Annotated in this window: 13 protein-coding genes; 3 read left to right on the top strand and 10 right to left on the bottom strand. The window is 70.6% G+C overall.

Annotation, left to right across the window (positions count from 1 at the left end; genetic code table 11):
• Positions 1–9 precede the first annotated feature (9 nt).
• The 3 genes from ACFYXF_RS07565 to ACFYXF_RS07555 all read right to left on the bottom strand — a co-directional run bounded on the left by ACFYXF_RS07565 (position 10) and on the right by ACFYXF_RS07555 (position 3,111).
• Entirely contained in the window at positions 10–690 is a 681-nt protein-coding gene (locus ACFYXF_RS07565; protein WP_389348642.1) for an AIM24 family protein, read from the bottom strand.
• Positions 691–701: 11 nt separating this feature from the next.
• Positions 702–2,375 (bottom strand): TerD family protein, encoded by a 1,674-nt coding sequence (locus tag ACFYXF_RS07560; protein WP_389348641.1) that lies wholly within the window; start codon positions 2,373–2,375, stop codon positions 702–704.
• Between the two features lie 133 nt (positions 2,376–2,508).
• Positions 2,509–3,111, bottom strand: a complete 603-nt coding sequence (locus ACFYXF_RS07555; protein WP_389348640.1) for a M48 family metallopeptidase — start codon at positions 3,109–3,111, stop codon at positions 2,509–2,511.
• Positions 3,112–3,449: 338 nt separating this feature from the next.
• On the opposite strand from ACFYXF_RS07555, the gene ACFYXF_RS07550 reads away from it, so the two are divergent.
• Together ACFYXF_RS07550 and ACFYXF_RS07545 are read left to right on the top strand one after the other, a co-directional pair.
• A complete protein-coding gene (locus ACFYXF_RS07550) occupies positions 3,450–4,661 on the top strand; it encodes a TOMM precursor leader peptide-binding protein (RefSeq protein WP_389349000.1) in 1,212 nt (403 codons plus the stop codon).
• Positions 4,654–6,018: an ABC1 kinase family protein gene (locus ACFYXF_RS07545; protein ID WP_389348639.1), complete on the top strand. Its 1,365-nt coding sequence runs from the start codon at positions 4,654–4,656 to the stop codon at positions 6,016–6,018. The genes ACFYXF_RS07550 and ACFYXF_RS07545 overlap by 8 nt, the downstream gene beginning before the upstream one ends.
• Before the next feature lie 6 nt (positions 6,019–6,024).
• On the opposite strand, the gene ACFYXF_RS07540 is transcribed toward ACFYXF_RS07545, so the two are convergent.
• From ACFYXF_RS07540 to ACFYXF_RS07520, 5 genes are all read right to left on the bottom strand, one after another.
• The gene (locus tag ACFYXF_RS07540) at positions 6,025–6,249 is read right to left on the bottom strand and encodes a hypothetical protein (RefSeq protein WP_389348638.1); all 225 of its coding nucleotides are present in this window, start codon (positions 6,247–6,249) and stop codon (positions 6,025–6,027) included.
• A gap of 122 nt (positions 6,250–6,371) precedes the next feature.
• Positions 6,372–6,695, bottom strand: coding sequence for a hypothetical protein (locus ACFYXF_RS07535; RefSeq protein ID WP_164409200.1), 324 nt, complete (start codon positions 6,693–6,695; stop codon positions 6,372–6,374).
• The gene (locus ACFYXF_RS07530) at positions 6,692–7,060 is read right to left on the bottom strand and encodes a WhiB family transcriptional regulator (protein WP_020119791.1); all 369 of its coding nucleotides are present in this window, start codon (positions 7,058–7,060) and stop codon (positions 6,692–6,694) included. Before ACFYXF_RS07530 ends, ACFYXF_RS07535 begins: the two co-directional genes overlap by 4 nt.
• Positions 7,061–7,232: 172 nt before the next feature.
• Positions 7,233–7,556, bottom strand: coding sequence for a hypothetical protein (locus ACFYXF_RS07525; RefSeq protein WP_389348637.1), 324 nt, complete (start codon positions 7,554–7,556; stop codon positions 7,233–7,235).
• A gap of 171 nt (positions 7,557–7,727) precedes the next feature.
• Entirely contained in the window at positions 7,728–9,923 is a 2,196-nt protein-coding gene (locus ACFYXF_RS07520) for an ATP-dependent DNA helicase UvrD2 (protein ID WP_389348636.1), read from the bottom strand.
• A 189-nt stretch (positions 9,924–10,112) separates the two neighbouring features.
• Between ACFYXF_RS07520 and ACFYXF_RS07515 the strand changes: the two genes are divergently transcribed.
• A complete protein-coding gene (locus ACFYXF_RS07515) occupies positions 10,113–10,370 on the top strand; it encodes a glutaredoxin domain-containing protein (protein WP_235474985.1) in 258 nt (85 codons plus the stop codon).
• A gap of 57 nt (positions 10,371–10,427) precedes the next feature.
• Here the strand turns inward: ACFYXF_RS07515 and nudC are convergent, their stop codons facing one another.
• Complete coding sequence (gene nudC, locus ACFYXF_RS07510; protein ID WP_389348635.1) at positions 10,428–11,375, bottom strand: NAD(+) diphosphatase; 948 nt, start codon at positions 11,373–11,375, stop codon at positions 10,428–10,430.
• Between the two features lie 166 nt (positions 11,376–11,541).
• Positions 11,542–12,954 (bottom strand): dipeptidase, encoded by a 1,413-nt coding sequence (locus ACFYXF_RS07505; RefSeq protein ID WP_389348634.1) that lies wholly within the window; start codon positions 12,952–12,954, stop codon positions 11,542–11,544.
• Positions 12,955–12,958: the final 4 nt, after the last annotated feature.

The following is a 12,958-nucleotide window of genomic DNA, read 5'->3' as shown; positions in this document are numbered from 1 at the left end:
GGCTCCCCCTCAGCCCCGGAACCGGAGACGGTCGGTGCTGTCCTCGCTGGGCTGGACGACGACGATGCCCTGGCCGGAGAAGGCCATCTGGTAGGCCTCGCCGCTGCCCCGGCCGATGAGCGACTGCGCCTTGAAGCTGCGCTTGCCCTTCACCTTGAGGTTCGGGGACCAGGCGACGAGCGCGTCAGGGTCGACGTACGTCTCGTCGTCGCCACCACCGCAGTCGACGACGATCGGCTTGCCCCGGGCGGTCAGCGCGACCCAGCCCTGCCCGGAGATCCTGGTGTTCCACAGGCCCTGTCCGGCGAACTTGGCCAGCCCCTTGACCCGCTCGACGCCCCAGGTGAGGTGGGCGTCGAAGGCGAGCAGGTTGGTGGCGTTGACGGAGATCCCGTCGCCGTTGAGGTTGATCACGATCACGTTCGCACCGTAGTCGGCGAGATAGAGCAGGCCGTCCCCCGAGCACTTCATCAGGGGCGCGCCCTCGCCGGTGGCCCAGTCGCGCGCGATCTGGCGTACGGCCGGCGGGTTGGGCTCGTACTGGACGAAGCCTTCGTAGGCGACCATCGACCCCACGCGCGCGAGGAGGTCGTTTCCGGTCTGCATGGCGACCTTCAGCATGTGGTTGCCGTGGTTGTCCATGCGGGCGGTGACGGGTGCGGGAGCGTAGCCCGCGAGCGGCTGGTTCATGACGGGCTCCCTCAGACCTCGTACGGCTGGACGACGATGAAGTTTCCGGGCGCGCCTCGGAACTGGAGGTTGACGCTCTCTCCGGTGTCGCCGGGGTAGGCGTTGCGGCGCATCCGTACCTGGCTGGAGACGACCACCTGGGAGGCGGCCGACCAGGCGACCACGGCGTTGCAGTCGGCGAACGTGGTGGGCGTCACGGGCAGCACCACGGGCGTGCCGTGCGTCTTCACGACGATCGTGCCGGTGCCCTGGAACTGCATCGTGAACAGAGCTCCGCCCGGGATGCCATGTCCCTCGACGCGGCGGACCTCGTACTGGAGGCTCTCGTCGAAGGCGAGGACGTTCTCGGCGGAGACGCAGATCGCGTCTCCCTGGAGCTCCACGGGGTGCAGATGGGTGGAGTTGTCGGCGAGGAACACCTGGCCCTGGCCGGTACAGCGCATCAGCTGCATCTCCTGACCGGTCGCGTTGCCCACGATCCGGCCGGCGAATCCGGCGCCCTTGTAGCTGAAGTCGACCTTGCCCTGGTAGAGCACCATGCTGCCCTGCCGGGCCAGCACGGGCTGGCCGCCCACCCCCAGGTCGACGCGGATCAGCTTCTTGCTCTGCGGCGTCCAGCGCTGCCCGGTCGGCGTCTCCTTGAACTGCTGGAGCGCGGCTGTGACACCGGGGTTCTGCCCGGCACCCTGCGGCACCCCATAGGAGGCCTGCGGGCCGGGGGCCTGCCCGAACGGCGGCTGCTGACCGTAGCCGGGAGGGCCGGGCGGGCCAGGCGGGCCAGGCGGGCCTGCTGGGGCCTGGGGCGGCTGGCCGTAACCAGGGGGCAGCGATCCGGCCTGGCCGGGTACCTGGCCGTACGGAGCCTGCGGGGGCTGCGGAGCCTGCGGGGGCCCCGGCTGTCCGTAGGGCGCGGGCGCCGGAGCCGGGGGCGGCACCTGGGCGCCGCCGGGTGGTGTCAGGGGCGCGACGATGGTGGGGGCCGCGTGCATCGACGGCGCGGGGGCCGGAGCCGGGGGCGCGGGGGCTGCCGGAGGGGGCGCGAAACCCTGGGCGACGGGCTGCGGAGCGGCCGGAGCCGGGGCCGGAACGCCGAACGCGGGAGGCGCGAACCCGGGAGCCGCACCGGACTGGGGCTGCTGCGGAGCGGGCGTCTCCTCCTCCGCGACCTCCCCGCCGAAGTTCTTCAGCAGCGCGTCGAGGCCGCCGTCGAAACCCTGTCCGACCGCGGCGAAGCGCCACACGTCCTTCAGGTAGAAGTCGCCGAGCATCACGGCCCGCTCGGTGGAGAACTCCGAGCCGTCGAAGGAGTAGCGGGCCACCTCCTCGCCGCCGGCGACGATACGGATGTATCCGGGGGCGATCTGCGACATCTGCCCGGCGCCGTCGAGCGTGGCCGTGAACGACAGTTTCTGGATCTGCGGCGGGATCCGGTCGAGCGTGACGCGGAAGGACTCCGTGTCGCCCGCCTGGGCGCCCAGGAGCTGGATGGACTCCTCGGGAGACTTCGGCTGGTTGAAGAAGACGAAGTACCGGTCGTCCGAGAGCTGCTCGTCGGCGTCGAGGCCGAAGCAGCTGATGTCGAAGGTCAGCCCCGGTCCGGAGATCTGCACGCCTACGTACAGATCCGTGCCCGCGGTGAGATCACTGATCCTGGCCTTGTGGCCGCGCTGGAATTCCCTGGCCATGCGTACCGACCGTCCCCCATCCCGAATGCCGAATGCGTCGGGTCAGGCTAACGGCTAATTCCGGCCGTGACCGAGGCCGGTACAAACCCGGTACACAACGCCCCGTCAGCACCATGCGCCCGCCGCCCGGAGATCACTCCCCGCGCGCGGAGGGCGGATGCGGCAGCCGGTCGGCGGCGACCACCCCTTCGAGGTAGCCACGGGCCCGCTCGGTGCGCGGATAGGCGTCCAGGAGCCGCCAGAAGCGGGGCCCGTGTCCGGGTACCAGCAGATGGGCCAGCTCATGGAGGAGGACGTAGTCGACGACGTACTCGGGCATGCCCTGCAACCGGTGCGACAGCCGGATGCTGCCCTCGGCCGGGGTGCACGAGCCCCAGCGTGTGTTCTGGTTGGTGACCCAGCGCACCGAGGTGGGCCGGGCCCGGCCGTCGAAGTACTGGGCCGACAGCTGCTCGGCGCGCTCGGCCAGCTCGCTGTCGCCGGGCACCCGTTTGTGTTTGCTCTCCTGGGCGGCCAGTTTGTCGAGCATGACAGTCACCCAGCGCTGTTCCTCGGCCTCGGACATCCGGGCCGGGATGAGCACGACGGTGCGATCGCCCTCGCGGTACGCGGAGACCGTCCGGCGTCGCCGGGCACTCCTGCGAACCTCGATCGCGCTCGCCCCCGAGCCGCTTGGCGGCTGGCTCGTCGTACTGCGCTGTGGGTTTCCGGCGCGGTGCAGTGGGTCGGCGGGCACGGCACGACGTTACCCGCTGCACATGGGGGAAGTCTTGACTCCGGGACGGTTCGGCGTCGATCCCCCACCATGCGTTTGATTTGTACGACGAATACCCACGGCCTGTGGACAACTTTCGACGCCCGATGAGCAAACCCGGCATGCTGGCACTCGTCGGCGGAGCGAGCACTGACATCCACCGACAAACAGGGACTTTCAACGGGGACTTTCTCTGGCTACGGGGGCCTGCCATGCGATCAACCACCACACCTGCGCCTGCGTCGGACACACCGGACACGACTGTCGCGCTGTCGGACACGACCCACTCGGGTGAGACCCGCCCGCGTGTCACCCACCCGATGACGAAGCCCGCGCTGCGGCGCGGCTGGCGGGATCTGAACACGGTCCAGTTCGGGATGACACCCGCACACGCGATGACCCTCGGTCCGATGGACACGGCGACGGGCAGCTTCCTGAACATGCTCGACGGCACGCGCGGGCTGTCCCGCCTCCGCGAGGAAGGGCATCGCATGGACCTGCCGGCCCATCATGTCGACGGACTGGTGGAGCGACTGGGCGAGGCCGGCCTCCTCGACGACGCGACAGGGGGCGGTCCGGCTGTCGAAACGCTGCGCGGCAAGAAGAAGGTCCTGGAGCGGCTGGGTCCCGACCTGGCCTCCCTCTCCCTGGTCGCACCGGCACCGGGCGAGGCGATGGCACGGCTGGCCGCCCGCCGGTCACTGCGCGTGCAGGTCCGCGGCGCGGGCCGGGTGGGCGCGGTGGTGGCGTCACTGCTGGCGGGTGCGGGCGTGGGCCATGTCGATGTGCGCGACGGCGGTGTGGTCGAGCCGTGGGACGTCGCACCGGGTGGCCTGCCCGCCGAATCCATCGGTGAACGCCGGGACGAGTCGGCCCGGCGCGCCGCCCGACGAGCGGCCCCGGACCGCGCACCACGGCGTACGGACGTCCAGTCGCCGCCCGGTGAGAGCGACCCCGGCTTTTCCTTGGTGATCCTCGCCCCGCGCGACGACCTCGCCGTGCACGCGCCCGACCCGGCCGCCGCCGAACCACTCGTGACCTCCGGCACACCGCATCTGTACGCCGGTGTCGTGGAGGGAACCGGCGTCGTGGGCCCACTGGTCCTGCCCGGCGAGACGGCCTGCGCCGGCTGTCTGGACCGGTGGCGTGTCGACCGGGACGCCGTCTGGCCACGCCTGGTCGCGCAGTGGCGTTCCGCACGACCACGCCAGGTCAGGGCCTGCGACCTGGCTCTGGCGACGACGGTCGCGGGGCTGACCGCGAGCCATGCGCTGGCCTTCCTGGACGGCAGGAACCCGTCCACGGTGGGTGCCCGCTGGGAGGTCTCCCTCCCCGGGCTCGACTGGCACGCCCGCCCCGTCTGGGCACACCCCGCATGTCCTTGCGGTGCCGAGGAGAAAAGTAAGAAGGGGGAACGCACCTCGGAGGACGGGGAGTCGCACGAGACAATGGCTGAGCAACGGCCGTCGACCGGGTTACGCCGTAAGGCACACGCGGCGCGGCCGTCCGGAACTTGGAGGGCGCATGTCTGATCTTCCCCGGAAGGCGGTCACCCGTACCGCCAAGCTCGCCGCGCTCCCGCTCGGCATCGCCGGGCGGGCGACCTGGGGACTGGGCAAACGGATCGTCGGTGAGTCGGCGGACCTCGTCGGCCGCGAGCTGCAACAGCGCACGGCGGAACAGCTGTTCAAGGTCCTCGGCGAGCTGAAGGGCGGCGCGATGAAGTTCGGGCAGGCCCTGTCCGTCTTCGAGTCGGCCCTCCCCGAGGAGGTCGCGGGCCCCTACCGAGCGGCGCTGACGAAGCTCCAGGAAGCGGCTCCGCCGATGCCCACGCGCACAGTGCACTCGGTTCTGGAGAAGCGGCTCGGCGCGGACTGGCAGGAACTGTTCCTGGAGTTCGAGGAGAAGCCGTCCGCCGCGGCCTCGATCGGCCAGGTGCACCGGGCGGTGTGGCACGACGGACGCGAGGTCGCGGTCAAGGTGCAGTATCCGGGCGCCGGCGAGGCACTGCTCTCCGACCTGAACCAACTGAGCCGCTTCGCGCGCCTGTTGGGCCCCCTCATCCCCGGTATGGACATCAAGCCGCTCATCTCCGAACTCCGGGACCGCGTCTCCGAGGAACTCGACTACGGCCTGGAGGCCCAGGCCCAGCGGGCCCACGCGGCGGAGTTCACGGACGATCCCGACGTCGTCGTACCGGACGTGGTCCATCAGTGCGAACAGATCCTGGTGACGGAGTGGATGGACGGCATACCGCTGTCGGAGGTGATCACGGACGGCACCCAGGAGCAGCGTGACCGCGCGGGCCAGTTGCTGGCCCGGTTCCTCTTCTCGGGACCCGCCCGCACCGGGCTCCTGCACGCCGATCCGCATCCCGGCAACTTCCGTCTGCTGCCCGGCGGCCCGACCGGCAAGGACGACTGGCGCCTGGGTGTGCTGGACTTCGGCACCGTCGACCGTCTTCCGGGCGGCCTGCCCCCGACGATCGGCGACTCACTGCGGCTGACCCTGGACGGTCAGGCCGAGGCGGTCTACGAGGCCCTGTGCGCGGAAGGCTTCGTCAAGGACTCCATCGACCTGGACCCCGACGCCGTGCTGGACTACCTCCTGCCGATCATCGAACCGGCGCAGGCGGACGAGTTCACCTTCACCCGAGGGTGGATGCGCAGCCAGGCAGCCCGCATAGCGGACCCGCGCTCCCCCGCACACCAGCTGGGCAAGCGTCTCAACCTGCCCCCGTCGTATCTGCTGATCCACCGGGTGACCTTGAGCACCATCGGTGTTCTGTGCCAGCTGGGGGCGACGGTCCGTATGCGCGCGGAACTGGAGGAGTGGCTACCGGGCTTCCTGCCGGAGGACGAGGAGGAGGCGTCGGCTGCCGGAGTCTGAGCCGGCTCACCACCAGGCCGAGTCCAGCCGTCCCTCGATCGCTCTGAGGTTCTGCCGGGCGCATGTGTCGCAGAGGTAGTGACGCGTGCCGTTCTCCACCGAGCAGGTCCAGGTCAGCGGCAGGCTTTCGGCCTGGGCACCGCAGTGGGCGCACACGACGGTGCGGGGCTCCGTCGGGGAACCGCTGTCGTCGCCAACGAGGGCGTCACTGCTGCCGGGAACACTCGTCATCAGCCGACGATATCGCTGTGACCGGCGGTCCGGCGGGCACAACGCACTGCGGGGGCCGGTCCGTTCGGACGGACCGACCCCCGAGGGAAGGGACTGCTGTTACTGCCGGGTTGCCGTGGTCGTTACTGCATGACCGCCATGGCGAGCGCACGGCGGGCACGCAGCGAGGCGCGCTCGGCCCGGCGCTGGAGCCGGCGGGCGGTCACCACGCGGTGCGCGCGGCGTTCCCGCTCGGCCTCCTGAAGGCGGTCGTGCATATGCGCACGAGCCAGGGCTTCTGGGATGAGTTGCATCTCTCGGGTCCTGTTCTGGCGCGAGTCGTTCGCACCGGTGGTGGTGAAGTCCGGGGTCGCGGAGCCGACTGGCTCGCTGGTGGTCGGCGTCATCGGGGCCTGCTTCTTGGGGTCGTGCGTGAAGGGACGGTCGATCGTTCCTGTGATGTTCATGCCGTGACCGGGTTCTTGCGCGGACGGCCACGCGGCCGCTTGCGGGCCACGACGACACCCTGGACGAACAGTTCGCCGCCCCAGACGCCCCAGGGCTCACGCCGCTCCTTGGCGCCGGCGAGGCAGGCCTCCATCAGCGGGCAGGTGCGGCAGAGGGACTTGGCGTACTCGACATCGGCCGGCGACTCGGCGAAGAAGACCTCCGGGTCGTAGGAACGGCAGGGGACGGGTACGCCGAGGTTCTCGATGGCGTCGTCGAGCGCGGTGAGCGCAGTGAGCGGGATCAAGGTGGAGTCCTCCGTGAGGCCGGGCGGGGGGATCGTTTCGGAAGGCGGTACTGACGGGGCGTGCGCTTCGAGTTGCACGGTTCGTCTTCCTCGTCTGTTCGTCCCGGCCCTGTTGGGCCGGTGTGGCTGGTACCGGCGGTTTTTCTCTTGTCCCGAGGCCCCTTCACTCCGTCGTCCCCGTTCGGGGCAAACAGAAGGGCCGCGGATCCCGGATGGGGTTCCGCGGCCCTGAAGGCGCCGGCCTGATCGATCAGGCTGGATCACTCCAGGGTTCTGGCCCACGGAAGGCCCACATCGTGTGGTGCTGCGTCGTCTGCTTCAGGGATCCGGCACCGGCCGCAAAGGCATAGGCCGGGGCCTTTGCCACTACTGCTCCTGCTTCCAGTGCCTTGCTCGGTCGCTCATTGCGCTCGCGGACAGGGAGACCCGCGAGAGACACGGAGGACGCCGGCCGGACGGCAGGAATGCCGGACAGACCGGTGCCCAGGTCCGAGACGCCGAGCATGCACAGGGAGACGGCCGAGAGATCGGTCATTTTGACCTCGCTGACAGAGCTGGTGTAGATGCTGATCACTGGACTCGCCTCCTCTCGGCGTCTTGGGGGACTGGGGTGAACCAGTCCAACGGATATACGACTATGAAGTACAGCACGGATCCAGGTCTTCTGAGAAGACTCCGTGCCCGTGGCTAAGAACCTATGGGGATTGCCGGGGCATGCGCAAACTATTTTTCCGACGAGTTTGAATCAGTCACTCCCGTCCTCCCCCTCAACTTCCTGACCAGCGCAGATGGCCAGAACATCGGCTCCGTACCGGTTGAGCTTGCGCACCCCGACGCCGGGGATGCGGGCCAACTCCCCTGCTTCGTCGGGGACGGTCTCCGCGATCGCCATCAGGGTCCGGTCGGTGAAGACGCAGAAGGCGGGCTGGCCACTGCGCGCCGCCTGGTCCGCCCGCCACTCGCGCAGCCGCTCGTAGAGGCCCTCGTCCATGTCGGAGGGGCACCCGTCGCAGCGCATCAGTTTCATCTCGCCCGCGTCGGTCAGCGTGCGCCCGCAGACCCGGCAGCGGGCCGGGGTTCTCTGGGTCCGGCGCGGGGCCACGCCTGGGCTGCCGCCGAAGCCGCGCTCGATGCCGCCGGGGCCGGCCGTGCCCGTCCGGTGGGCGGTGGTGACGGAGCCGGGGCGCAGGCCGTCGAGGAAGCGGCTGGGACGGCGGTTCGGGCGGCCTCCGGGGGCGCGGGAGAGGGCCCAGGAGACATGGAGGCGTTCTCGCGCACGGGTCACACCGACATAGAGGAGACGGCGCTCCTCCTCGATCTGCTCGTCCGTCTTCGCGTAGGAGATCGGCATCATGCCCTCGGCGACTCCGACGACGAAGACGACGTCCCATTCCAGGCCCTTGGCCGAGTGGAGGGAGGCGAGGGTGACACCCTGCACGGTCGGGGCATGCTGGGCGTTCGCCCGCTCGTCGAGTTCGGCGACGAGGTCGGCGAGCGTGGCGCCCGATTTCGCGGCCGTGAAGTCCTGCGCGAGGTGCGCCAGCGCGGCCAGCGACTCCCAGCGTTCTCTGACGGCCCCGGAGCCCGCGGGCGGCTCGCTCGTCCAGCCCTCCCCCGACAGCACGGCACGCACCTGCGAGGGCAGGTCGACGACGTCGTCCAGGAGAGAGTCGTTGCCGCCGAACCGGGCGGCCGCGCGCAGCGCGCTGATGGCCTTGCGCACCTCGGGCCGGTCGAAGAACCGTTCGGCGCCGCGCAGTTGGTAGGGGACGCCGGCGTCGGCGAGGGCCTGTTCGTATGTCTCGGACTGGGAGTTCGTCCGGAACAGGATGGCGATCTCGCCCGCCGGAACACCGGCGGCGACGAGGTCACGGATGCGTCGGGCGGCACCCTCGGCCTCGGCCGGCTCGTCGGCGTACTCGGTGTAGCCGGGCTCGGGTCCCGGGTCGCGCTGGGAGATCAGTTCCAGGCGGTGTTCCGCGGCGCGGCCCCGGGCCTGGGCGAGCAGGCCATTGGCGAGGTGGACGACCTGGGGGGTGGAGCGGTAGTCGCGGACCAGCTTGACGACGGTGGCACCGGGGTGGCGGACGCGGAAGTCGAGCAGATGGTCCGGAGTTGCTCCTGTGAACGAGTAGATGGTCTGGCTGGCGTCGCCGACCACGCACAGATTGTCCCTGTCCCCGAGCCACAGCTCCAGCAGCCGCTGCTGGAGCGGGCTGACGTCCTGGTACTCGTCGACCACGAAGTGCTGGTACTGGGAGCGGACCTGTTCGGCGATGTCGCGCCGGTCCTGGAGGACGGCGACGGTGAGCAGCAGGACGTCCTCGAAGTCGATGACGGAGCGGTCCCGCTTGAGGTCCTCGTAGGTGGCGTAGATCTGGGCGATCTCGGCCGGGTCGCGGGGGGCGACGCGGCCGGACTTGGCGACGGAGGGCGCGTAGTCGGCGGGGACGGTCTGGGTGACCTTTGACCATTCGATCTCGGCGGTGACGTCCCGCAGTTCGCCCCGGTCGAGGCGGATGCGGCAGGCGGCCGCGGCATCGGCGACGAGCTGGATCTTACGGTCGACGAGGCGGGGCATGGGGCCGCCGACCGCCTTCGGCCAGAAGTACTGGAGCTGGCGCAGTGCGGCCGAGTGGAAGGTGCGCGCCTGGACTCCGCCGGCGCCGAGCTGGCGCAGGCGCCCGCGCATCTCGCCTGCGGCGCGGGCGGTGAAGGTGACGGCGAGCACGCTGGAGGGCTGGAGGATTCCGGCGCGCACGCCGTAGGCGATGCGGTGGGTGATCGCCCGTGTCTTTCCCGTGCCGGCGCCTGCCAACACGCACACCGGACCGTGCAGGGCGGTGGCCACTTCGCGCTGCTCGGGATCGAGTCCGTCGAGCACCGCGTCGGCCGAGTCCGGAACCTGCGGGAAGAGGGTGGAGTGCGTTGCTGCTGTCACACGGCCATGCTGCCAGGTCGCCGGAGACAGGTGAGCCGGTTGTCCACAGGCACCACCTTGCAGTCGTACTAATCCGGCAGGCGGCTGCCTCGGAAACCCCCGGATACCCCCCGCGGGAATGGCGGAAGGGTCGCGTACGTTCCACCACAGCGAGCACCCGTCCCCCGAATGCTGAGGAGCGCGAGAGACATGCCGGGCACTGTGACGATGTACAGCACCACGTGGTGCGGCTACTGCCGTCGGCTGAAGAGCCAGATGGACCGCGAGGGCATCGCGTACAACGAGATCAACATCGAGCAGGACCCGGACTCCGCGGCGTTCGTGGAGAAGGCGAACGGTGGCAACCAGACGGTTCCCACGGTGCTGGTCGTGCCTTCCAACGACGGCCCCGAGGTCGTGATGACGAACCCGAGCCTCGCGCAGGTGAAGCAGGCCCTCGGCGCCTGACCCGCGTGTCCCCGACCCCCGACCGGCCCGGCGGCCGTGCGGGGGTCTTCTCATGGGTCAGAACGTGCTGCCCGGCTTCGGCAGTGGCTTGCCGTACCAGAGTTCGATCAGGCGGGCCGCGATCGAGATGCCGTACGGCGGAAGGACCTCGCCGGATTCGAAGCCCGCGCGCAGTTCCTCGCGGGAGAACCAGCGGGCCTCGTGGATCTCGTCGCCGTCGACCTCGATGTCGGTGGAGGCCGCCCGGGCCATGAAGCCGAGCATGAGGCTGGACGGGAACGGCCAGGGCTGGCTGGCGACGTACTCGACGTGGCCGACGTGGATTCCGGCCTCCTCGAACACCTCGCGGCGCACCGACTGTTCGATGGACTCGCCGGGCTCGACGAATCCGGCGAGCGTCGAGAAGCGGCCCTCGGGCCAGTGGACCTGGCGGCCGAGGAGGATGCGGTCCTCCTCGTCGGTGACAGCCATGATCACCGCCGGGTCGGTGCGCGGGTAGTGCTCGGCACCGCAGGCCGGGCAGCGGCGGATGTGGCCGGCGGCGGCGATGACGGTCCGCTCGCCGCAGCGGGAGCAGAAGCGGTGCAGCCGCTGCCAGTTCTCGAGGGCGACGGCGTGCACCATCAGGCCCGCGTCGCGGGGCGAGAGGAGCAGGCCGGCTTCGCGCAGGCCGGCGGGGCGGGCCGACTGGTCCATGCGGCCGGGCAGGGCGTCCTTCTGAAGGGCGAAGTAGCTGGTGCCTTCCTCGTCCTTGCCGAGGAAGTAGCGGTGCGCCTCGGTGAGGGGGGCTTCGAAGGACGGGGTCATGACGAGTTCGGTACGTCCGTCGGACGTCTCGTCGATGAGGACCTGGCCGCCGGAGACCACGAAGCAGCGGGTGGTGGGGTGGCTCCACGCCGCGGCGAGCCAGGCCTCGTCGAGCCGGTGGTGCGCGGCCCGGTCGATGCCGCTGGGGGCGGTGAGCGAGATCGGACGGTCGGCGGTGTGGTCGGTCCAGGTGGTCACAGGTGCTTCCAACTCCCCCGGTGGAACGGATATTTCGGCGGGCGGTTCGGCGGGATGTGGGTGGGGACGCGTGGGGGGCGGTGATTTTCGGGCGGGCTCGCGCGAGTGCGGGGCAGCGCTTCCAGTGTGCCCCGGGGCTGCTGGCGGCTCGGGCCGCGCCGGGTTGTCAGGACTCATGACGCCAGTTCCCGGCGAGGTCGCCCCAGAGGTGGGCGGTGGTCTCGACGCCCTTGAGGAGCAGGTCGATCTCCACCTTCTCGTTCGGGGCGTGCCAGCCGTCGGAGGGGACGGAGATGCCCAGGAAGAGCACGGGGGCGCCGAGGACGTCCTGGAGGTCGGCGGCCGGGCCGCTGCCGCCCTCGCGCGTGTAGCGGACCGGTTTGCCGAAGGCGCGGCTCATGGCGCGTACGACGGACTGCAGGGCGGGGTGGTCCAGCGGGGTCAGGCACGGGCGCGTGGCCGCCGCGAACGTGATCTCGTACCGGATCCCGGCGGGGACGCGGGTCGCGGTCCAGTCGCGGACGATCTTCTCGATGTGATCGGGGTCCTGGCCTGCGACCAGCCGGAAGGAGAGCTTCACCATGGCCGAGGCCGGGACGATGGTCTTGCTGCCGGGGCCCTGGTAGCCGCCGCCGATGCCGTTGACCTCGGCGGTCGGGCGGGTCCAGACGCGCTCCAGGGTGGTGTGTCCGGCTTCACCGTGGGTGGCGTACGACTTGGCGGTGCGCAGCCACTCCCCCTCGTCGAAGGGGAGTTCGGCGAGGAGTTCGCGCTCGCGGTCGCCGAGTTCGGTGACGCCGTCGTAGAAGCCGGGGATCGTCACGCGCGCGTGCTCGTCGTGCAGTGCGGCGACGAGGCGGGCGACGACGGTCGCCGGGTTGGGCACGGCGCCGCCGAAGGAGCCGGAGTGGATGTCCTGGTCGGGTCCGTGGAGCTGGATCTCGCACTCGGCGAGACCGCGCATGCCGGTGCACACCGTGGGGGTGTCCTCGGCCCACATCCCGGTGTCGGAGACGATCACGGCGTCGGCGGCGAGCCGGTCTGTGTGCTCCTCGACGAGGTCACGGAAGTGGATGGAGCCGGACTCCTCCTCGCCCTCGACGAGCATCTTCAGGTGGACGGCGGGTGCGGTGCGGCCGGTGGTGGCGAGGTGGGCGCGGACGCCGAGTGTGTGGAAGAACACCTGGCCCTTGTCGTCGGCGGCCCCGCGCGCGTGGAGGCGGTTTCCCCGGACGACCGGTTCGAAGGGGTCGCTGTCCCAGCCGTCCTCGCGGGCGGCGGGCTGCACGTCGTGATGGCCGTAGACGAGGACCGTGGGGGCTGCCGGGTCGTCGGCGGGCCACTCGGCGAAGACCGCCGGGGCGCCCGGGGTGGCCCAGACCTCGACGGTCGGGAAGCCGGTTTCCCGGAGTTTGGCGGCGAGCCAGTCGGCGCTGCGGCGCACATCGGCGGCGTGGTCGGGCTGGGCCGACACGGACGGGATGCGCAGCCACTCGGCGAGGTCGTCGAGGAAGGCCGCGCGGTGCTGCTCGATGTACGTGCGGACGGCGCTGACGTCACTGTCAACGGGATGGCTCATGGTC

The organism is Streptomyces sp. NPDC002680 (assembly GCF_042889145.1).
Lineage (GTDB): Bacteria > Actinomycetota > Actinomycetes > Streptomycetales > Streptomycetaceae > Streptomyces > Streptomyces adonidis.
This window is presented reverse-complemented; position numbering and strand designations above follow the sequence as displayed.